The 21,597-nt window shown below is 36.5% G+C and carries 21 protein-coding genes; 16 read left to right on the forward strand and 5 right to left on the reverse strand.

The genetic code is table 11. From position 1 onward, the window contains the following. Position 1 precedes the first annotated feature (1 nt). Positions 2 to 1,411, reverse strand: a complete 1,410-nt coding sequence (locus LF886_RS02370; protein WP_236852529.1) for an MBL fold metallo-hydrolase — start codon at positions 1,409 to 1,411, stop codon at positions 2 to 4. Positions 1,412 to 1,754: 343 nt separating this feature from the next. Here LF886_RS02370 and LF886_RS02375 point away from each other — a divergent pair, with 343 nt between their 5' ends. The 13 genes from LF886_RS02375 to LF886_RS02435 all read left to right on the forward strand — a co-directional run bounded on the left by LF886_RS02375 (position 1,755) and on the right by LF886_RS02435 (position 16,641). Continuing rightward, the gene (locus LF886_RS02375; protein WP_236852530.1) at positions 1,755 to 3,281 is read left to right on the forward strand and encodes a helicase HerA-like domain-containing protein; all 1,527 of its coding nucleotides are present in this window, start codon (positions 1,755 to 1,757) and stop codon (positions 3,279 to 3,281) included. A gap of 147 nt (positions 3,282 to 3,428) precedes the next feature. Next, positions 3,429 to 4,652 carry a PolC-type DNA polymerase III gene (locus tag LF886_RS02380; RefSeq protein WP_236852532.1) on the forward strand — a complete coding sequence of 408 codons (1,224 nt, stop codon included), beginning with the start codon at positions 3,429 to 3,431 and terminating at the stop codon, positions 4,650 to 4,652. A 250-nt stretch (positions 4,653 to 4,902) separates the two neighbouring features. Next, positions 4,903 to 6,105: a diaminopimelate decarboxylase gene (gene lysA / locus LF886_RS02385; RefSeq protein ID WP_236852534.1), complete on the forward strand. Its 1,203-nt coding sequence runs from the start codon at positions 4,903 to 4,905 to the stop codon at positions 6,103 to 6,105. Between the two features lie 299 nt (positions 6,106 to 6,404). After that, positions 6,405 to 8,138, forward strand: coding sequence for a thiamine pyrophosphate-dependent enzyme (locus tag LF886_RS02390; protein WP_236852536.1), 1,734 nt, complete (start codon positions 6,405 to 6,407; stop codon positions 8,136 to 8,138). A gap of 136 nt (positions 8,139 to 8,274) precedes the next feature. Further along, positions 8,275 to 8,757 carry an energy transducer TonB gene (locus LF886_RS02395; RefSeq protein WP_236852537.1) on the forward strand — a complete coding sequence of 161 codons (483 nt, stop codon included), beginning with the start codon at positions 8,275 to 8,277 and terminating at the stop codon, positions 8,755 to 8,757. Between the two features lie 10 nt (positions 8,758 to 8,767). After that, the gene (locus LF886_RS02400; RefSeq protein WP_236852539.1) at positions 8,768 to 9,187 is read left to right on the forward strand and encodes an energy transducer TonB; all 420 of its coding nucleotides are present in this window, start codon (positions 8,768 to 8,770) and stop codon (positions 9,185 to 9,187) included. Positions 9,188 to 9,319: 132 nt separating this feature from the next. Further along, positions 9,320 to 10,756: a tRNA (N6-isopentenyl adenosine(37)-C2)-methylthiotransferase MiaB gene (gene miaB / locus LF886_RS02405; RefSeq protein ID WP_236852541.1), complete on the forward strand. Its 1,437-nt coding sequence runs from the start codon at positions 9,320 to 9,322 to the stop codon at positions 10,754 to 10,756. A 10-nt stretch (positions 10,757 to 10,766) separates the two neighbouring features. Beyond that, positions 10,767 to 11,285, forward strand: coding sequence for a hypothetical protein (locus LF886_RS02410; RefSeq protein WP_236852542.1), 519 nt, complete (start codon positions 10,767 to 10,769; stop codon positions 11,283 to 11,285). Further along, positions 11,257 to 12,054: a tetratricopeptide repeat protein gene (locus tag LF886_RS02415; RefSeq protein WP_103231456.1), complete on the forward strand. Its 798-nt coding sequence runs from the start codon at positions 11,257 to 11,259 to the stop codon at positions 12,052 to 12,054. The genes LF886_RS02410 and LF886_RS02415 overlap by 29 nt, the downstream gene beginning before the upstream one ends. Positions 12,055 to 12,090: 36 nt before the next feature. Next, entirely contained in the window at positions 12,091 to 13,383 is a 1,293-nt protein-coding gene (locus LF886_RS02420; RefSeq protein WP_236852544.1) for a sigma-54 interaction domain-containing protein, read from the forward strand. A gap of 13 nt (positions 13,384 to 13,396) precedes the next feature. Beyond that, positions 13,397 to 14,101: a hypothetical protein gene (locus LF886_RS02425; RefSeq protein ID WP_236852545.1), complete on the forward strand. Its 705-nt coding sequence runs from the start codon at positions 13,397 to 13,399 to the stop codon at positions 14,099 to 14,101. Continuing rightward, positions 14,091 to 14,642, forward strand: coding sequence for an LptE family protein (locus tag LF886_RS02430; protein ID WP_124535931.1), 552 nt, complete (start codon positions 14,091 to 14,093; stop codon positions 14,640 to 14,642). The genes LF886_RS02425 and LF886_RS02430 overlap by 11 nt, the downstream gene beginning before the upstream one ends. Before the next feature lies 1 nt (position 14,643). Then, complete coding sequence (locus LF886_RS02435) at positions 14,644 to 16,641, forward strand: hypothetical protein (RefSeq protein ID WP_236852547.1); 1,998 nt, start codon at positions 14,644 to 14,646, stop codon at positions 16,639 to 16,641. A 37-nt stretch (positions 16,642 to 16,678) separates the two neighbouring features. Here the strand turns inward: LF886_RS02435 and LF886_RS02440 are convergent, their stop codons facing one another. The 4 genes from LF886_RS02440 to LF886_RS02455 form a co-directional block, all read right to left on the reverse strand. After that, positions 16,679 to 17,287: a DUF4126 domain-containing protein gene (locus LF886_RS02440; RefSeq protein WP_236852548.1), complete on the reverse strand. Its 609-nt coding sequence runs from the start codon at positions 17,285 to 17,287 to the stop codon at positions 16,679 to 16,681. 261 nt (positions 17,288 to 17,548) lie between these two features. Then, entirely contained in the window at positions 17,549 to 17,920 is a 372-nt protein-coding gene (gene rnpA, locus LF886_RS02445; RefSeq protein WP_236852549.1) for a ribonuclease P protein component, read from the reverse strand. Between the two features lie 103 nt (positions 17,921 to 18,023). After that, positions 18,024 to 18,749 carry a ThiF family adenylyltransferase gene (locus tag LF886_RS02450; protein WP_103231450.1) on the reverse strand — a complete coding sequence of 242 codons (726 nt, stop codon included), beginning with the start codon at positions 18,747 to 18,749 and terminating at the stop codon, positions 18,024 to 18,026. Further along, on the reverse strand, positions 18,742 to 19,368 hold the full coding sequence (locus LF886_RS02455) for a TatD family hydrolase (RefSeq protein WP_103231449.1): 627 nt from the start codon (positions 19,366 to 19,368) through the stop codon (positions 18,742 to 18,744). The genes LF886_RS02450 and LF886_RS02455 overlap by 8 nt, the downstream gene beginning before the upstream one ends. 96 nt (positions 19,369 to 19,464) lie before the next feature. On the opposite strand from LF886_RS02455, the gene LF886_RS02460 reads away from it, so the two are divergent. The 3 genes from LF886_RS02460 (at position 19,465) to LF886_RS02470 (ending at position 21,557) form a co-directional block, all read left to right on the forward strand. Beyond that, entirely contained in the window at positions 19,465 to 20,094 is a 630-nt protein-coding gene (locus tag LF886_RS02460) for a TetR/AcrR family transcriptional regulator (protein ID WP_047097234.1), read from the forward strand. Positions 20,095 to 20,196: 102 nt separating this feature from the next. After that, complete coding sequence (locus tag LF886_RS02465) at positions 20,197 to 21,192, forward strand: outer membrane protein assembly factor BamD (RefSeq protein ID WP_236852551.1); 996 nt, start codon at positions 20,197 to 20,199, stop codon at positions 21,190 to 21,192. A 41-nt stretch (positions 21,193 to 21,233) separates the two neighbouring features. Beyond that, the gene (locus tag LF886_RS02470; protein ID WP_236852552.1) at positions 21,234 to 21,557 is read left to right on the forward strand and encodes a DNA-directed RNA polymerase subunit omega; all 324 of its coding nucleotides are present in this window, start codon (positions 21,234 to 21,236) and stop codon (positions 21,555 to 21,557) included. Positions 21,558 to 21,597: the final 40 nt, after the last annotated feature.

Below are 21,597 nucleotides of genomic sequence, written 5' to 3' on the forward strand. Positions count from 1 at the left end.
CTTACGACGTTTTGGATTGACATACAAAATCCGAAGTGGGTAATTTTTCCGTTTTTTTGATTCCGTTAAAACCTCCTTCGATCTCAGTGAAATTTCTGATTCCGTGTGAGTTAAGGATGCTTGCGGCGATCATGCTTCTGTATCCGCCAGCACAGTGCAGGAAGAAGTGTTCAGAATCATCCATCGTACGGGCCCAGTCACTGATAGCGTCCAATGGTTTGTTGTAAGCATTATCAATATGTTCTGCAGAATATTCAGTCAGTTTTCTTACATCAACTACTGTAGCATCTTCTGTAAACTGTTCAGCAAATTCAGCAGGGGTGATTCTTTTGATCTCATCCGTTTCTTTACCTGCATTTTTCCAGGCTTCAAAGCTTCCTTTTAGATAACCTACTACATTGTCAAAACCTACTCTGCTTAATCTGGTAATTACTTCCTCCTCAGTTCCCTCGTCTGTTACCAGTAATAAAGGATGCTTTACATCCACGATAAGGTTTCCTACCCATGGGGCAAAGTCACCTTTCAATCCTATATTGATAGAGTTGGGAACAAATCCTTTATGGAAGTCCGCAGCTCCTCTTGTATCTAAAATTAATGCTCCTGTTTCTTCAGCCAGTGCTTCAAAATCTTCCGGTGCAACAGGTTGTAGCCCTTTGTCCATGACAACATCCAGACTTTCATATCCACCTTTGTTTAGCGCTACATTCATTCCGAAATATTTCGGTGGAGCTGTTAAACCATCAAGAACTTCTCTGATGAAAGATTCTTTATCAGGTTGATTAAGTGCGTAATTGGTCTTCTTTTGATTACCTAAAATATCTACAGTTTCCTTCTGCATATTCTTTCCGCATGCAGAACCAGCTCCGTGAGCAGGATACACCGTGATACTATCAGCCAATGGCATGATTTTGTTCTGAAGGCTGTCGTACAGAATTCCTGCAAGATCCTCCTGAGTAAGGTTGGTCGCTTTCTGAGCAAGATCCGGTCTTCCGACATCACCTAAAAACAGGGTGTCACCGGTAAAAATTGCCGTTTCAACGCCATTTTCGTCTATTAAAAGGTAAGTGCTGCTTTCCATCGTATGTCCCGGAGTGTGCATTACCTTTATTTTTACTTTTCCAATCTCAAAAATCTGATTGTCTTCCGCAATAATTGCTTCAAATTCAGGAGCTGCAGTAGGTCCGTATACAATCGGAGCTCCTGTTTTCTTGCTTAAATCCAAATGTCCCGATACGAAATCAGCGTGGAAATGGGTTTCAAAAATATATTTTAAAGTGACATTATCTTTTTCCAGACGATCCAGGTAAGGTTTTACCTCTCTTAAAGGATCTATAATGACTGCTTCATTTTCTGATACAATATAATAGGCACCCTGAGCCAGACAGCCCGTATATATTTGTTCAATTTTCATTGGGGTCTTTTTTTAATGAGTTAAAGATACAAAGTATTAGATAAATTCTAAATGAAATGTTAAATTCCAGTGATAGTTTCTTTCAATATTTTGTTAAACGAACGTTTAGTACTTTTTGTTTTTAAGCAAAAAGAATGCCTTACATAATGATAATTTAAAAATGCTGTTTTTTATCATGTTTCTTCGGATGAATGAGCTTAATATCTAGGAATTTAATGGTCGTGGTTTAGAATTTGCTTAGCAGAGTTAAATTTATTCTTCCGGAGAATGGAGAAAAGTTCATTGTAAAATATTTAAAAATATCTTCTAAAAAATTTTATATTTATAAGTTAAAAACAATCAGATGGCAGACAAAGCACAATTTATTGAAGAATTAAATGCTAGATATACTCCGAAAGGAGAACATATTATATTAGGAAAAGGAATGTTGGATGGAGATGTCGTTACGGAAGTAAACGTAACAATTCCCCTGAAAACGATCAACCGTCATGGTCTTATTGCCGGAGCTACCGGAACAGGTAAGACGAAAACATTGCAGGTATTTGCAGAACAGCTTTCCCATGCGGGAATTCCCTCATTGGTTCTTGATATTAAAGGCGATTTCTCAGGGATTGCTGAAGCAGGACAGATGAATCCAATCATTGAAGAAAGATATGCTAAAACACAGCTTCCTTATAATCCACAAGGATTTCCGGTTGAATTGATGAGTATTTCCGGAGGAGAAGGTGTGAAATTAAGAGCCACTGTTACAGAATTCGGACCTGTTTTACTAAGTAAAATCCTTGAACTTAACGATACTCAGCAAAGCATCATGTCTATTGTCTTCAAATATTGTGATGATAAAGGACTTCCATTGATCGATCTTAATGACCTGAAGAAGGTATTGCAGTATGTAACAGATAATGCACAGGGAAAAGCTGAGCTTGCTGCCAATTACGGATCTATTGCTTCTGCTTCTTTGGGGACTATTTTAAGGTCTATTGTTGCATTGGAACAACAAGGTGCTGCAAGTTTCTTTGGTGAATTAAGCTTTGATGTTCAGGATTTACTGGAAACAAGAGACGGTAAGGGAGTTGTCAACATTTTAAGAGTATCAGACATTCAGAATAAGCCACAACTTTTCTCTACATTCATGCTTTCACTTTTTGCTGAAATTTATATGACATTTCCGGAAGAAGGAGACAGTGGAAGACCAAAGCTGGTATTATTCATCGATGAAGCTCACCTGATTTTTGATGAAGCATCAAAAGCCCTTCTTTCACAGATTGAGACCATGGTAAAACTGATCCGTTCCAAAGGAGTAGGGATCTATTTTATTACCCAGATTCCTGGTGATGTACCCGAAAATGTGCTTTCTCAATTAGGATTGAAGATACAGCATGCATTGAGAGGGTTCACGGCAAAAGATAAAAAAGAGATTAATAAAGCGGTAGAAAACTATCCTACAACAGAATATTACAATGCTTCCAGCCTGATCCAGAATTTAGGAATTGGAGAAGCATTTATAACAGCGTTGGATGAAAAAGGGATACCCACACCATTAGTACACACTTACCTGATCTCTCCGGAATCAAGAATGGATGTATTAAGTGGTGCGGAAATCTCAGAACTGACTTCTAAATCGGCTCTCGTTGCAAAGTATGAAGAGGCAATTGACAGAGAATCTGCTTACGAAATGCTAACTAACAGAATGGAACAGGCTACACAAAATCCTGCTCCGACACAAAAAACGAGACCGGTAAAAGAAGAGCCAGGAATGTTTGAACAAGTATTACAAAGTAAAGCGGGCCGTACTTTCACCAGCACATTAATGAGAGAAGGAGCCAAGGCGATTCTCGGTATGCTTGGTTTGGGAGGTAGAAGAAGATAATTTTGAAGTATAAACTGCTATATTTTGACATATTTTTTGTTATTTTAGCAGGTTATCTTTACATAACAGTAAAATAGAACCGGAACTTATTGGGGAATAATACACGGTTTTACAAATAAACTAAAAACAGCAGTTAACACACATTCAATGTATTCGATTATAGATATAGAAAGTAATGGTGCAGGTTATAGAGACGAATGCATTATAGATATTGCCATCTACCGGTATGATGGTCAGAAAATTACTGACCAGTTTATATCTTTGGTAAATCCTGAAGGAAATATTACTCCTTTTGTACAGAAACTGACCAATATTACCCCTAAAATGGTCAAAACTGCCCCAAAATTTCATGAAATAGCCAAAAGAGTTATTGAAATAACTCAGAATACCACTTTGGTAGGTCATAATATCGATTTTGATTACAGGATGCTTCGCCAGTCATTCAAAAGATTAGGCTATGATTTTAAAATCAATACTTTAGATACCATTCCTTTAGCAAAGAAGCTGATTCCTGATGAGGTAAGTTATTCATTAGGGAAACTGGTAAAATCACTTGGGATTCCTTTGACCAATCATCACAGGGCAGACGGTGATGCAAGAGCAACATTAGACCTTTTCAAACTTTTGATTTCGAAAGATACTGAGAATGAGATTATTCAGGAGCAACATGAAGAGTCAAATGCAAAAACTTACATCAACAAGATCAAACAACTTACTCAGGACCTTCCTAACGATAAGGGCTTTGTTTATTTTCAGGATGAGGTGGGGCGTATCATGTTCTCAGATTATGTTCAGGATATCAACAAGTTTTCTAAAAAAGTTTTCAATTCCAAATCAAAAAAATGGGAAGAGATTCAGAAGGATGTTGAGCAGATTAACTATGAACTTACCGGAACAGATATTATTGCAAAGCTGATTCTGAACTCTAAGAATATTAAAAAGAAAGAAGTTTTACCTTTTGGACTTTATTTCAGGAACAGTAAATATATTGTTGAAAAAAATAACCTCAATAAAACAGAAAAACCGGTTTTAAAATTCAGATCATTTACCCAAGGAACAAAAGCAGTTCAGTTTATTGGTTCTCAGGAAGAGTTTAATGATTTTTCTGTGCTGAAACAGAAAATTGAATTCAGGAAAAGAAATGAATTATGGCTGGGGCAAGGACGAAAATTGGGCGAAAAACTATTTCTAATCATTGAAAATGGAAAAGTGATTTCTTTTGGATTTTATGAATTGTTTACGCAGATTCAGACCTTAAGCAAGCTGGCTAAGTTAAAAATTGATCTTCCATTATCTTCCACAGACTTGAATAATGAATTGCAGCTGGCACTACTTCGTGGTGATTTTGAGACTCTGCCGTTACCGAAATAATAGAGGAATTTACACGTTATTAAGAAGATGCTTTTCAAATCATTTTTCTTAAAATAAAAAATAAATAGTATTTTTGTAAAAAATAAGTATAAGCAATGCAAAATTTTAAACAAATTAAAACTGGAAAAAAGGGAACTGTAAAGTTCTCTAAGGTTTGGAATATTTAAAAGAGTTGTCTTGCATAAAAAATAATCAATGTGGCAGACTCTTTTTTGGAAGAATCTGCCTTTTTTTATGTTAAAATGAAATTATGAATTCAAAAGAATTATTAAAGATTGCCAATGAGTTTGGCACACCAGTGTATGTTTATGATGCCGAGTCCATCAAAGTTCAATACGAGAAACTTACATCTTCTTTTTTAAAACATACAAAGTTCTTCTACGCAGCGAAGGCATTGACAAATATCAATATCCTTAAGTATGTCAAGAATCTGGGTGCATCTTTGGATTGTGTATCTATTAATGAAGTCAAACTTGGAGTAAAAGCAGGATTTACGAAAGAAAAAATATTGTTTACTCCCAATTGTGTTGACTTGGCTGAAATAGAAGAGGCAATGACTTTTGGAGTTCATATTAACATTGATAACATTTCTATTCTTGAGCAATTCGGGAATAAATACGGGAATACATATCCTATTTTAGTAAGAATCAATCCACATATTTTCGCCGGAGGTAACTATAAAATTTCAACGGGGCATATCGACAGTAAATTCGGTATTTCTATTCACCAGGTTCGTCACATCGAAAGAGTGATGAAAAGTACCAATCTGAATGTTGAAGGGCTTCACATGCATACAGGAAGCGAAATCAAAGATCCGGATGTATTTCTGCAGGCTTTGGAAATTATGCTTGAACTTTCTGAGCATTTCCCGAACCTGAAATACCTGGATATGGGAAGTGGATTCAAAATTCCTTATCAGGATAGTGAAGAGGAGACCGATGTGAGAACATTAGGTAAAAAAGTTGAAAAAGTAATTTCTGAGTTTTCAAAATCTACCGGTAAAAAATTTGAATTATGGTTTGAGCCGGGGAAATTCTTAGTAGGAAAAAGCGGATATTTATTAGTGAAAGCTAATGTAATCAAACAAACTACAGCTACCGTTTTCGTAGGTGTAAACTCAGGATTCAACCATCTGATCCGTCCCATGTTCTACGATTCTTATCATATGATTGAAAACTTATCCAATCCAAAAGGAGCAGAAAGAATTTATACTGTAGTAGGAAATATCTGTGAAACCGATACATTCGCGTGGGACAGAAAACTGAACGAAGTAAGAGAAGGGGATGTTCTTGCTTTCCATAATGCAGGAGCCTATGGTTTTGAAATGAGCTCAAACTTCAACTCAAGATTAAAACCTGCAGAAGTGTTGTTCTTAGATGGAAAAGCTCACTTGATCCGTAAGAGAGATGAGTTTGAAGACTTATTGAGAAATCAGATCGAAATAGTAATGTAAACGTAAGATATACTAGATAAACAGCCGCCTTTTTGGGTGGCTGTTCTGTTTTTAAATCAATTCGGTTAGACTTTGCTGATGGGCTAAACCTATAAGGTTTGAAGAAGAAGAAAAAATACACCAAAATAATGGGGTTTTTTCCTAAAAATAATAAGGTTTTATGATAAAATTACAAAGTTTTAACATTGAAATGGGACTGTGTTTTCAACTATATTAGCTAAATTTGATAGAGATAGGGATTTTTTCATCCATATCAATCACTATTTTTCATAAAAAACAACCACCAAAACAGATTAATTATGGCCAAAAATATTGCAGAGCAAATTGTTGAAATGCTTGAAAAAGCCAATGTGAAAAGAATTTATGCAGTAACCGGAGACAGCCTCAATCATTTGAATATTGCTGTCAAGAAAAGCAGCATTCAATGGATTCATGTACGGCACGAAGAAGTAGGGGCTTATGCAGCGGCTGCGGAGGCTGAGCTTGATGGTCTGGCAGTATGTGCCGGAAGTTGTGGGCCTGGGCACGTTCATTTAATTAATGGCGTTTATGAGGCACATCGTTCTCATGTCCCGATGTTGGTGATTGCTTCCACGATTCCCAGTGACGAAATGGGCATGGATTACTTTCAGGAAACCAATACCATAAAGTTGTTTGACGATTGCAGCTACTATAATCAGATGATTACACGACCGGAACAGGTACAGAGAACCTTTCAAACTGCCATTCAGCATGCAATTTCCAAAAAAGGGGTTGCTGTGATCGGTCTTCCTGGAGACGTTTCTGAACTGGATGCGGAAGAAGGACCTACTTCCCCGCAGATATTTAAAACCAATCCTATTATAAGACCCTCAGACGATGAGCTGAAAAGCTTGTCAGCATTGGTCAATCAAAGCAAAAAAGTGACCTTATACTGTGGAATCGGGGCTGCTGAAGCAAGTGAAGAGGTTATCGCATTGTCTAAGTTCTTAAAAGCGCCTGTAGGATATTCATTCCGTGGGAAAATGGCTATTCAGCCCAATAATCCAAATGAAGTAGGACTTACAGGGTTGCTGGGGTTTCCTTCCGCTTATCATGCGATGCATGAAGCAGATCTGGTAATTCTTTTGGGGACAGATTTTCCTTATCAGAAATTCATGCCGGTAAAAAATAAAATCGTACAGATAGACGAGAGTCCCGAAAGACTGGGAAGAAGAGCAAAATTGGAATTAGGACTTACAGGAGATATCAAAGAAACGATTAAAGCATTACTTCCCCTGCTTGAAGAAAAAACAGATGATCATTTTCTCAATCAACAGCTGGCATTTTATGACAAAGTAAAAGAAAACCAGTTAGATTATGTAAAAGACTTTGGAAAAGAAAATGCGATACAGCCGGAATATGTAGCACATACTTTAGACAGGCTTGCTAAAAAAGATGCCATCTTTACCGTAGATACCGGAATGTGTTGTGTATGGGGAGCCCGATTTATTACAGGAACCGGAGAAAGAAAAATGCTGGGATCTTTTAATCATGGATCGATGGCTAATGCAATGCCTATGGCAATTGGAGCAGCTCTGGCACATCCGGAAAAACAGGTTATTGCGATGTGTGGAGACGGTGGGCTGTCTATGTTATTAGGAGATATGGCAACAATTTTTCAATATAAATTACCGATAAAACTGATTGTTTTCAATAACAGAACACTCGGAATGGTAAAGCTGGAAATGGAAGTAGGCGGTATGCCCGATAATGAAACAGATATGATCAACCCAGACTTTGCGATGGTAGCACATGCGATGGGTTATCCTGGAAAAAACGTACATCTTCCCGAAGATGTTGAAGGGGCCATCAAAGAATGCTTAGATCACAATGGTACTTATCTTCTGAATATCTTTACCAATCCCAATGCGCTTGCCCTTCCTCCCAAAATTGAATTTGATCAGGTGATGGGAATGACCAAGTCTATGGCACAGCTCATGCTTGGGGGTAAAATGGATGAGGTTTTTGAAACGGTAAAGAGCAATTACAAACATATCAAAGGTTTGTTATAAGAAAAAAGCAAGCTAATATAAAAGGCTATCTGAAACTCAGATACAGATATTGTAAAACTTCGTACTTTGTGTGAAGTTTTTCTTTTTTATAAATGCGCTAAATATTTACCTTTGTTTATTATTAGCAAACAAAGTTATGAGAACTCTATTTTTATTTTTAGCTTTATGTGCAGCGAATTTCTCATTTGCACAGGATCAGGAAGAACGTGATGACTCTTTTATCAGAGACAGCAACAAGAATCTTTTGAAAATAGATATTAAAGAACCTTTTATGCAGGTTGCGGTGAAATGTAATGATTTTAAACCGGCAGCTTATGAAGGAGGGGTTGCGGCTTATAAAGATATCCTGAACAAATATATGTATGCTTATCTGAATTCAGATTTTTACGCTCTTACAGGTGACTTTATATTTACTTTAGTGCTTGATGCTAAAGGAAAAGTAGTTGATGTGAAAGGGATGCCTAAGGTTTCTAACAGTGAAGTGTTTTTTGACGATATGCAGTATGTCGTAAGAAGAATAAAGAAAAACTGGACTCCTGCATCTTGCAACGGACAGCCTGTAGCTTCACAGATCAAAGTTAAAATGAACTTCTCTTCAATTTCAGCAGACATAGACTAATACCCAATAAATGAAAAAATACCTTATGGTTTTACCCTTTTTACTTTTAAGTTTTAAAGGGTTTTCACAAGAAACAAAAACTCAAATTCAAGTACAGCCAGGAGAAGATTTCAGAAAAGCAGAATTCCCGGGAGGTGAAGATGCCTTTAGAAAGGAATTTCTGAATATGGTGCATGCTTATATAGATGTTGCTTTATATGCAATTCAGGGAGAAGTAACTTTCTTATTTAATATTAATTCAAAAGGGAAAATTGATAAAGTCGATATACTTCCCAGATTCAAAAATGATGAAACGTTTATTGATGATATGAAGTTTGCTCTTAAAAAAGTAAAAGGAAAGTGGCAGCCGGCTACAAAAAATGGGATACCGGTTGATTCAAAGTTGATCATGAAAATTCGTTTTAACAACAATGCTTATGACCATGATTAATTGTGGATTCAAATTATTTGTACAACTTTAGATTTTGTTAAAATAATAGCGCTGACAATCTGTCACAATATTTTGTATCTTTGCAAACTTATTTGTTCGTAATTTAAAATTGCGGACCTTAAATCGATTATCGTGCAGGAAAAATATATAGATGAAACAAAACAGGGCGAAGCTTTTGCTATTGCAGAAAGGCCGGAGAACTCTAAAAAACTGTTTTTGGAAAGCTATGGTTGTCAGATGAATTTTTCTGACTCTGAGATTGTTGCATCCATCCTTAATGAACAAGGATATAATACAACAATGAAGGTAGAAGAAGCGGACCTGATTCTTTTAAATACTTGCTCCATTCGCGAAAAAGCAGAGCAGACTGTAAGAATGCGTCTTGCCCAGTTCAAAAATCTTAAAAAAGAAAGACCGAATATGACGGTTGGCGTTCTTGGATGTATGGCGGAAAGGTTGAAAACCAAATTCTTAGAAGAAGAACAATTGGTTGACCTTGTTGTGGGTCCTGATGCCTATAGAGATTTACCCAATCTTTTAAAAGAAACGGATGACGGAAGAGATGCTATTAATGTAATTCTTTCCAAAGAAGAAACTTATGCAGATATCAATCCGGTACGTTTAGGAGGAAACGGAGTTACAGCTTTTGTTACCATTACAAGAGGTTGTGATAACATGTGTACATTCTGTGTAGTTCCTTTTACCAGAGGAAGAGAAAGAAGCCGTGATCCACACTCTATTATAGACGAATGTAAAGACCTTGCCAACAACGGATATAAAGAAATTACCCTTTTAGGACAAAACGTAGACTCTTATTTATGGTATGGAGGCGGTCCTAAAAAAGATTTTGTCAAAGCTTCTGAAATGCAGAAAGCAACAGCGGTTAGTTTCGCTCAATTGCTTGATTTAGTGGCTAAAGCTGTTCCTGAACTAAGAATCAGATTCTCAACTTCCAATCCTCAGGATATGAATCTTGATGTGTTCAGAATGATGGCAAAACACGATAACATTTGTAACTATGTACATCTTCCTGTACAAAGCGGAAGCAATAATATGCTTGAAGCGATGAACAGACAGCATACCCGTGAAGAATATCTGGAACTGGTTAAAAAAGCGAAGGAAATTGTTCCGGAAGTATCGTTTTCTCAGGATATGATCGTAGGATTCTGTAATGAAACGGAACAAGATCACCAGGATACCCTAAGTCTGATGAAAGAAGTAGAATATGACTACGGTTATATGTTTGCTTACTCAGAAAGACCAGGAACTCCGGCTCATAAAAAGATGGAAGACAATATTCCTGCTGATGTAAAACAGAGACGTCTTGCTGAGGTTATTGCCCTTCAGGGTGAGCTTTCAAGACAAAGAATGAAAACTTACGTCGGAAGAGTACACGAGATTCTGATTGAAGGAATTTCTAAGAAAAATAAAAACCAATGGAAAGGAAGAAACTCTCAGAATGCCGTATGTGTCTTTGATATGCTTGAAGGACAGAAAATAGGTGACATTGTGAACGTTTTTGCTTATGACAACACACAGGGCACACTTTTAGGGAGAACAGTGGAATAAAAATTAAGTTTTGATCAAAGCGATTTATCTTTTTGCCCTATTTTCTTTTGCTTTGGTATCTTGCCAGACAGAAAAAAATGCAAAAAAATATCCCGGCACCGTAGGAGATATTGAGTTTGATAAAAAACTGGATGATCCTGATTTTAAAAAATGCGGAGCCGGAAAACTAGCCTCTTTTAGCTTACAATATTACCAAGGTAAAGAAGGGTTTAGTTACAAAGGAGAAAAAATAGCGATCGCTGAAAAACTTAAAAAAGAATATATATATTCTGAAAAGAAAATCAACGGTTATATTACCGTAAGATTTTTAGTAAATTGTGAAGGAAAGGCAGGGGTATTCAGGTTACGGCATATGAGCTCAGATCTGAAAGATATTGCCTTAGATGAAGAATTGGAAAATAAGCTGCTGCAGTTTACAAAATCACTCGATGGCTGGATGCCCAAAGAGATAAAAGGTTTAAAAGTAGATTATTATCAGTATTTAACCTATAAAATTGAAAATGGAAAAGTTTCAGAGGTATTACCTTAGCTTTTTGTTACTTATAGTTTACACCAATACTATTGCACAGGTCAACTGTAATGCAGTAGAGGGTGAGAACTGCAAAAAAGCGTGTGAGTTATACAACTGGGCTTCAGATTTACAGGGTTTCGCAGCATCTCAGGAAGGCTTTGACAAAGCCATTGAATTGTGTCCCGATTTCTCTCATGCTTATATGGAGAAAGCCGTTCCTTATCTAAAAAACGGAGATTTTGTAACCTGGAAATTTTTAATCGATAAAGCGGTTGCTTTAAATCCTCAAATGTATCTTGGCTACAGAGGCTGGTGCAGGTTTCAGTTTGTAAGAGATTACAGTGGCGCTATACAGGATTTAAATGATTTAAAAAAATATTATCCCGAAGACTTAGGGAGATCCCAAAACGGAGATTATAATCTGGACGTGGTAAGAGCAATGTCCTACAGTGCGTTAGGGGAGAAAGACAAAGCCGCAGGGATTATTGAGCAGCTTCTGACCACCAGAGGTTATGTGAAGGGAATGTATGATCATTACCAGTTAGGAGTTACCTATTTCGAACTGGGAAGATATGATAAAGCCCTTGAAAATTTTGAAAAACAAAGCAAAGAATACGACTTTGCTGATAACATATACTTTAAGAGTAAAGTTTCTAAGATCAGAAACAAAGATTATTTGGATTTAAAGAAGTTAGCCTTACAAACGTATGATGAAGGAAAGACTATGAAAGATGTCTATACCCATCATTTTAACAAAGTCTACAGAAAACAGATTGAAGAGCTGTAGAAGATTAACATTAAATCAATAATCAAAAATTTACTTATGAGCAACGAGCTACAAAACATAAAAAACCGTTTCGGAATTATCGGGAACTTTCCCGCACTCAACCGAGCCCTGGAAAAATCTATCCAGGTCGCACCCACAGATATCTCTGTGCTGGTGATTGGAGAAAGTGGGGTGGGAAAAGAATTTATTCCGAAAATCATCCATTCAGAATCCAAAAGAAAACACCAGCCTTACATCGTAGTAAACTGCGGGGCTATTCCGGAAGGAACCATCGATTCTGAGCTATTTGGACACGAAAAAGGCGCTTTTACGGGGGCTACCACTACAAGAAAAGGATACTTTGAAGTAGCAGACGGTGGAACCATCTTTTTGGATGAGGTAGGAGAGCTTCCATTACAGACTCAGGTTCGTCTTTTAAGAGTTTTGGAAAGTGGAGAATTTATGAAAGTAGGGTCTTCACAGGTGCAGAAAACCAATGTAAGAATTGTGGCTGCTACCAACGTTAATATGATGAAGGCTATTCATGATGGAAGATTCCGTGAGGATTTATATTACCGTTTGAATACTGTTCAGATTGATATGCCACCTTTGAGAGAAAGAAAGGGAGATATTCATTTGTTATTCAGAAAGTTTGCGATAGACTTTGCAGAAAAGTACAGAATGCCGGAACTGGAGCTAGAACCTAGTGCAGTTCATTATATAGAAAGCTACGCGTTCCCGGGGAACATCCGCCAATTAAGAAACTTAGTGGAGCAGATGACCGTTGTGGAAAGAAACAGAAGCATCACTGCTGAGAAACTTGCGGAGTATATTCCTATGGAAACACACCTTCCGATGGTGGTAAATACCCAAAATGCTCCCAAACAAAACGACTTCGGAAGTGAAAGGGAAATCATGTATAAAATTCTATTTGATATGAGGAATGATATTAATGATTTAAAATCCTTAACTTCGGAATTGATCAAGAACAGAGGTACAGCAGATCTGAGCAATCATGAAAAAAGCCTGATTAACAGGATTTATACCCCTGAAAGTCAGCCACAGGTGAATAACTCAGGATCTTTATTATATTTTGAAAATAATAATGATACGCCGGCAGTTCAGACACCGACAATCATTTCAAGCCCTGAAGACAGCTATGAAGATTTTGAAGATATCGAAGTGGAAGAAAACAGACCAGAATCACTTTCTCTTCAGAATAATGAAAAAGATTTGATAATCAAAGCATTGGAGAAGCATAGGGGACGCAGAAACAGAGCGGCAGATGAATTGGGGATCTCACAAAGAACTTTATACAGGAAAATAAAACAATATAATCTGGAAGACTAGCACACCATAAATAATGAAAGTAATTTTAACACCTAAACCGATCAATTTTAAACTCGGAGAATATATTAATAAAGGTTTCGAACTTTTAAAGAAAGATTTCGGGAACATTTTTATAGCATTTTTAGTATGCTTTATCATGTCGATCATTCCTTTCTGTGGACTGTTAGCTATGGGTAATTTATACAAGTACCTTCAAAAGCTTAATAGAAATCAGGCAGCAAGTCCCGGAGATATTTTTGATTTTAAAGATTTCATGCCTTATTTTATGTTGCAGTTAATTCTTATTGGAGGTGTTCTAGTACTTTACATTCCTCTATTTGCTGTGCTGGGGATATCAGGCGCAATGTCTGAAGGTAATCAACCCAACCCAATGATCATGATTTTTATGTTTCCTTATATGTTTTTATTAATAGCAGCGATATATTATTTTCTATTGAAGGGGTTTTATATTATTCCATTAATTAGCCTTAAAGGAATCAGCGAAATAAAAGAAGCCTGGAATATTTCAAAAGTAATGACCAAAGGAAATCTATTGTCAATTTTTCTTTTCTCATTAGTGGTGAGTATTTTGTCTCAGATTGGTATTGTGGCTTGCGGGATAGGAATTTTTCTTACGTTACCATTTTTATACACTGCAAATTATTTTGCTTATGAAGATGCCATACAACAAATTGAGTATGATGAAATTACTGAAATTGGATCTAAAAATGAATTTTAAAATTAAAAATATTAGCCTGAAACAATCACTACTAACTGTAATGCTTTTTGCACTGCTGGGAGTTTTGAATTCATGCTACAGCTTTACGGGATCATCCCTTACAGATGAGAAGACTGTTCAGATCAACGAATTTCCGAATAATGCATCTCTCGTAAACCCGGCATTATCACAACAGTTTTCTACAGCAATACAAAATAGATTCCTTCAGAGAACCACTTTGAAAGGAACAAAAGAAAACCCTGATATCCTGATAGAAGGAGAAATCTCAGATTATTCAATTACTCCCACTACAGTAAGCTCCAGTACCGTGACAAACCCGTCTGGCGGAGTGATTCAGCAGGGGCAGAATAAGCTTACGATTACAGTAAAGGTACATTACGAAAATAAAATTCATCCGGATTCAAGTTTTGACAGAACGTATTCTGATGAAGCTGCTTTCAACAGTGATGTATCACTAAGTCAGATTGAAGACCAGCAGGTTAAGCTGGTGACAGATAGAATTATTAATAAGATATTTAACGACATTGTAGCGAATTGGTAAGATGAATCCCAGAGTTTTAGAATTAATAAAAAATCCGAAAAATATTCAGTTAGAAGACCTTGGTCTTTTGAAAGAAGAGATTCACACTTTTCCTTATATTCAAAATATTAGGGCGCTTCATCTGTATGGAGTACACCTGTACGAAAAAGAAAACTATCAGAAAGAACTTTCTACAACCGCTGCGTATACTACAGATAAGAAGATTTTATATCAACTGATCAACGGAAAGATCAGACAGGAGTCAAAACCTGAAATTGTTGAAGATAAAAAACCTGTCAAAGCGGTTGAAAAACCCGCTCAATATGCCCCGAAGAGCAAATCTTTTCCTATTAAAAGAGAAGAAGAAGTCTCTTTGGAAAAACAAGCAGATGAGCAAACCAATGTATGTGTCCTGCCAATTTTACAAGACGTAAAACCTATTTATGTAAATGGTGAACGAAACAGAATTTTATTTGAAGGAGAAGAAAACTTCCTGGATGAAGAAAATTCTGAGATCATAGATATTGAATCTACCCTTGAATCAGGAACTTTGGTAACCCAAAAGACTGAGACTGTTGCAGAGCAACCGGTTCAGGAACAAAAAGAAGAAATTCAGGCTGAAATAGAGGAGAATGCAGGAGAAGACTTTACACCGGAAACGATCATTCATGAAAATCAGCTTTCTTCAGAAAAAGAAGAAGAGAAAATAGATGAAGTAGAAAATGTAAGTTTCCATGAAGTAGAACCTTTATTGCCAGAAGTAAATGTTGACGAAGAAGTCACAGAAGAATCTGAAAGCATAGAAACAGCAGATAATCATGAAGCTGTATCTGATCAAGAGCAGCCGATAGAAGAAATAGATGCTGAAGTAAGCTTTCACGGAACAGATTCGTTTATGCCTGATGTTAAAATAGAGGCAAATAGCGGAGAGACCGTTGAAGCAGGTGAAATTTCCCAACCCAATGTGAATAGACATGAGGAGGAAATGAGGCGTCTGATTGAAGAGGTGGAGAAAAAAATGAAGGAGACTAAATCTGTTTCTCAGGAAGAAGAACCAGAGCCGGAAACCATTGAAGATCATGAAATAAGCTTCGCTGAAACGCAAAATTTCCATTTTTGGTCAACAGGCCAGGAAGAACCTGAGGAAACGAAAGAAGAGCCAATACAGGAAGAAATTGTTGAAAATCAATTGCCTGTAGAAGAGGAATCTAAAGTTGAAATTCCTGAGGAAAAACAAGAAGAACAAGTTCCCGAAGTTCAGTCTACATGGAAGCCAATGAGTGTGGAATCCAATATGCCAGATTCATTAATCAGCAAATCAACAGAAGGATCAGCCCCTGAAATAAAAACTCCTGCAGCAGAAATAATCCCCGCAACAGAGGCGGAAGTAATACTCGAAGAGCTACAACCAAAGGAAACGGCTGAAATTGTTATAGAAACGGCTAAGGAAGAAGCCGTGCCTGTAGAAGAAGAAACAGAAACTATTGAATCTCCTAAAGAAGAGAAAGCAGCAGAAGTTTCAAAAGAAGATGCTCCTGTAATGAATGTATCTTTCTTCGGAACCGATATTTCTACCCTTAAGGTTGAAGAAAAACGGCAGGAAAGTAAAGAAGAACCTGTAGAAAAAGTACAGGAGGTTATCATGAAGAATACCACTCAGCCATCAGCTGATAGCAATGTTCCCGGTTTTATCAATACATGGCAAAGCTGGCTTAAGATTGACAGAGTTGAAGAAGTCGAAAAAGACAAATCAGAAGTTAAAGAGAAAGCTATTGAAGCCTTTATCGAAAACAATCCTAGGATCAGTCAGTTAAGAGAAGAAAGCAGCTATGTTGTTAAAGAAAAGAACAGTGATATATCACATTTGATGACAGAGACGCTGGCCAAACTTTATTTTGAACAGAAACTCTATACAAAAGCGATAAAAGCGTTTGAAATATTAATCAAAAAGAATCCTGAGAAAAAGAAATATTTTGAATCTAAAATTCAGGATATTAAGGATTTCAGAAGTAAGAATTAAAAGAAAAAGGTACCGTTATAAGCAGTACCTTTTTTATTTATATATTTTGAGGCTTGTCTTTATTGCCTCTTAGTTTTTTCCAGGCCTTCCGCCCAAAAACAATAACAAGAATTAATATAATTATTGCAAAAATTGCTGCAATCACTGGAGCAGCCATTGCGAGAACAGACATAAGACCCGCTCCTGCCGTCTCTGTTGTTCCTACCACAGAATTTCCCAGCCCGCCCGTAGTAGCCGTAGAAGCAGCCCGTATTCCTGCAAATCCGGTACTGATGGTTGCTGCTGTACCACCACCTGCAATTAATGCCATTGCCCATTGCGGGAAAGTTCCAAGTTCGGTAAACTGGCTGGCAAATAATATAGAACCAGCAATCGTTGCCATAGGAATAGATACCGTATCCAGCAAATGATCAATAAAAGGAATATAATAAGCAAGGATCTCTGCAACCGTGGCAATTCCTGTTGTAATAAGCGCAGGTAAGCCTGCAAGCCACTCAAAATGCTCATTCATGGGAATCCAGTTGAAGTAAGAAGCAAGACTTACAACAAACATGGGGAGAAATACCCGGAAGCCTGTAGCCGCCGCCAATCCAATGCCAATAAATGCACTGATTATATAAGAGAAATAGGGAACATTATCTAACATATTAATTTTCAGATTTATTGTTTTCCCTAAAATTACAAAAACTATATGATATTTGGAGTGCTGTTAATTTCCGAGTTCCGGATACTAGATACGGGATGCAAGTTTAGAACTTTGCTATTCGTGATTTATTGTAGAATAAAAAAGTATCCACGCAATCATACGTGTAATTCTGTGTGATCTGTGGGAAAATAAAAAATCTCCCTGATTCACATAATCTGCGAGATAAAATACCTCACAGACCTCTTATTCTAATGAAAAAGATTACTTTTTCTGCGCTTCACAAAGCTTTATAAATTGAGCCTCCACGTCCTGAAATTTCGGGGGCATCTCAGAAGAAACCCAAAATACCATCGCCATTGTTTTCTCTCCGAAAGCGAGCTTAAATAAATCCTTATTCAAACGGTAGCATTCTCTCAGCAGTCTTTTGATACGATTTCTGTGTACGGCTTTTTTAAAATATCTTTTAGAAACAGAAACTCCAAATCTTGCAGACTCTACAGAAAGGGTGGGCTTATGTTTAAGAATGATGATTCTCAGATTGCCATTGGTTCTCCATTTGCCTTTTTCAAAAAGCAAACCGATTTCCGTGTTTTTTTTGAGCTTTTCCGCTCTGGGATATTGAGAATTTGTCATTGACGGAGTGTAATTGTAATTTTTATATTTTTTCTCCCACCTGTTTCACAAATTAATATACGATGTTGCTTTCGCAAATCTGCGAAGTAGGAGGGGAAATATGTTAATCTTGATTTAATAAATGATTAATCACTTCTGAAGCGGTGTACAACCCGAAAATGGCAGGCATATAACTTATCGTTCCATAAAATGATCTTTTATAATTGGTTCCGTCAGTCATTTTCAAGCTTTCTTCATCCTGAATATCATTGGCAAACACACAACGAACTCCTTTGTCAATTTTTACTTTTTTCAGCCTTTTTCTTACCTGTCTTGCAAGGTGGCAATGTTCGGTTTTGCTGATGTCTCTTACCAATACTTTGCTTGGGTCAGTTTTTCCACCGGCTCCCATTGAGCTTACGATTTTTATCCTTCTTCTTTTGGCAGCGATAATCAAACTAAGTTTAGGCGTAACGCTGTCGATGCAGTCCAAAACATAATCAAATTTTGCAGAATCCAGAACTTCATCCATTCTTTCAGGATTTAGAAACTCATTGATTTTGGTTAAATTAAGCTGTGGATTGATGTCAAGAAGTCTTTCAGCAACAACCTCTACCTTGTGCTTCCCAACAGTAGAATGCAAAGCAGGAAGCTGTCTGTTGATATTGGTAATATCTACCGTGTCACCATCCACTATCGTCATATTTCCTACTCCGGCTCTTGCAAGAAATTCAGCGGCAAAAGAACCTACTCCGCCTAGGCCTACAACAAGCACGTTCGCTTTTATCAGATTTTCCAATCCATCTTCCTTTATCAAAAGTTCAGTTCTTTCCAGCCAGTATTTATCCATTTTTTATTGAGTGTAAATTTTCTAAAATTTGTTCATTCAGTTGTTCCAAAGAAATTCCTTTTATTTCTGAAACCTTACCGTACAATTCTTCGATGTTAAAATCTTCATTGTCAGTTTCTAAAAACAATTTGTCTAATGGAGTGTTTTTTAAAATATCCTGCAAAGATAAATTATACAAAACAGCTTTTCCAAAACTCAGATAAAAATTATTAGCCAGAAGGTCTTCGGCAATTTGTCTTTTTTTATTAAAACCATGAATAATCATTGGTTGTTCGGCCTTCTTCTTAAAAGAAATAACCTCGTAAAATTTTCTTACACAATGGATGATAAGAGGCTTTTTTACTTCATTGGCTATTCTTATTTGCCTTAGAAAAACTTCTTCCTGAATTTTCTGATCTACAGAAACCAATGAATCCAAACCGCATTCTCCAATGGCAAAACAATTCTCCAACATCATACTCCTCATCCATGAAAACTGTACTTCTATATTGTTTATATCAATATCATTGGGGTGTATACCAATAGAATAAGGGAAATCCGGCGGAATATTTTCTATCCCAAGATTGTAGATTCCGTTCCTGATATATTTCTTATGATGATGAAAATCAAAAAATTCCATATTCAAAAATAGCATTTTTCAGATTTAATCTAAAATTATTAAACGATCGTTTATAAATGTGTTAAAAATTTCTTAACTTTACTCAAAGTGCACTTCATGAAAAAAAAATTTACGGAAAAACAGATTCACATACTGGATATTGCAGAAGAGCTTATCGCAAAGAAAGGATACGAGGGTACCTCTGTGAGGGATATTTGTTCTAAAGCCAATATCAATGTTGCCATGATCTCTTATTACTTCGGTTCCAAAGAGAAAATGATGTCTTATCTCTATCAGTACAGGGTACTGAAAACCAGAGAAAATTTCTCAGAATTTGCAGACACCATCAAGGAAGGAAAACCGGAGATGCAGATGAGAGAAATGATTAAATATATTGTTTCCCAGTTATTTAAATACAATTATTTCCATGGGTTTGTGACGCAGGAACTTCGTCATACAGAAAATCTAAAAGATGAACTGCTTGATTTTTACCAATTATTCGTAAAAAAACTGGATGAAGTGATTAAAAAAGGTGTTGCTTCCGGAGTTTTTACCTTTACACCCAAGCCGGAAGATATTCTTACCATGATTATCGGGTCCACTTTATTTGTGATCAGGAATAAAAACTTTTATGAATTATATGTTCCGAGTAAAAATGAAGAAACCTATACCAAAGAAGCTGAGAAGAAGGTGAGAATGAATCTTTTATTAAGTGTTTTTGCGATTTTGGGATACGCTGCAGACTAAAATTACGTTAAATATTCATAAAAAAAATCTATTGACAAAAAAGTTATATTTTTGCAAATTAGTAAATCGGCTGTGTAACCCGAAAACTGTTGAATTTTTTATATGAAAAAATATATTTTAGGTCTTTTTGCTGTAGCAGTGATTTCATCTTGTGTAAGCCAGCAGGAAAGAGCAATGAGGAGTGCTGATAAAGAGTTTATCTTAAAGGCGGCTAATGAAAACTTCGCTAAGAAAAAGTGGAAAAATGCTTTGGCTCTCTATGACAGACTTGCTAATCTTGTGGCAGGAACTGATGATTTTCCTAATGTAGGTTTCAACACTGCTTATGCCAACTATTATGACAAGAGTTATAAGCTGGCAGGTCACCAGTTTAAAAACTTTGCCGTTAGTTTTCCAAAAGATCCAAGAGCGGAAGAAGCAGCGTACATGTCTGCATTGTGCTACTATGAAGGATCTATGGATTACAACTTGGACCAGTCCAGTACAGAATTGGCGATCAATGAACTTCAGGACTTCCTGAACAATTATCCGAATTCCGAAAGATCTAAAAATATCAGTCAGCTTATTGATGAGTTGTCTTATAAGCTTGAATTTAAAGCTTATGAAAACGGAAAACAGTACTATAACATGGGAGAGTACAAAGCAGCGAATGTTGCTTTAGAAAATGTTTTGGAGGATTTCCCAAGTACAAAACTTCGTTCAAAAATTTATGATTATATCATGAAAGCCCGTTATGAACTGGCGGTAAAATCGGTATATGGTCTTAAAGATGAGCGTATTGAAAGTGCATTGACTTATACTAAACTGGTAGAGAAGGAACTTCCCAATACAGAATATTCTAAGACAGCTACCGATCTAAGAGAAAAACTGGAAAAGGAAAAGCAAAACTTTGTGATTGTTAAAAAACAAACTGAAGCAAGAATTGCAGCTTTAACAGCAAGACAGAAAAAAGAGGCTGAAAAAATGGCCGACAAAGATAAAACTGAGCAGCAGGTTAAAGATCAAATCAGCAATGAAAAGAAAGCAATGCAGTTACAGAGGGACAGTGCAGCACTTAAGACCCCTCCTCCGGCAGCGACTTTCAAAATCCAAAGATAATTCGTAAATTTGCCATCTTAAATAAAAATAATTTTCTCAAAATGAGTGTAAAAGATACAAAAGCCGAAGTAAATACAATTACTTACGACAAAGATAAGATTGAAGATAAAGTAGGTTCAATCTACGAAGCTATTGTTATCATGGGAAAGAGAGCAGAGCAGATCAATGCGGAGATCCGTACGGAACTTCACAACAAATTGGATGAATTTGCCGTTCACAATTCTACATTAGAAGAGGTTTTCGAAAACAGAGAACAAATTGAGATCTCTAAACATTACGAAAAGCTTCCAAAACCAACTTCAATTGCTATCGAAGAGTGGTTAAACGGAGATATCTATTTCAGAAAAACAGAAGACAGAAAATAATCATCTGTGTTTTAATAAATCAAGGTCATAAAGGAATTCA

This window comes from Chryseobacterium sp. MEBOG07, from assembly GCF_021869745.1.
In the GTDB taxonomy this organism is placed as follows: Bacteria; Bacteroidota; Bacteroidia; order Flavobacteriales; family Weeksellaceae; genus Chryseobacterium; species Chryseobacterium viscerum.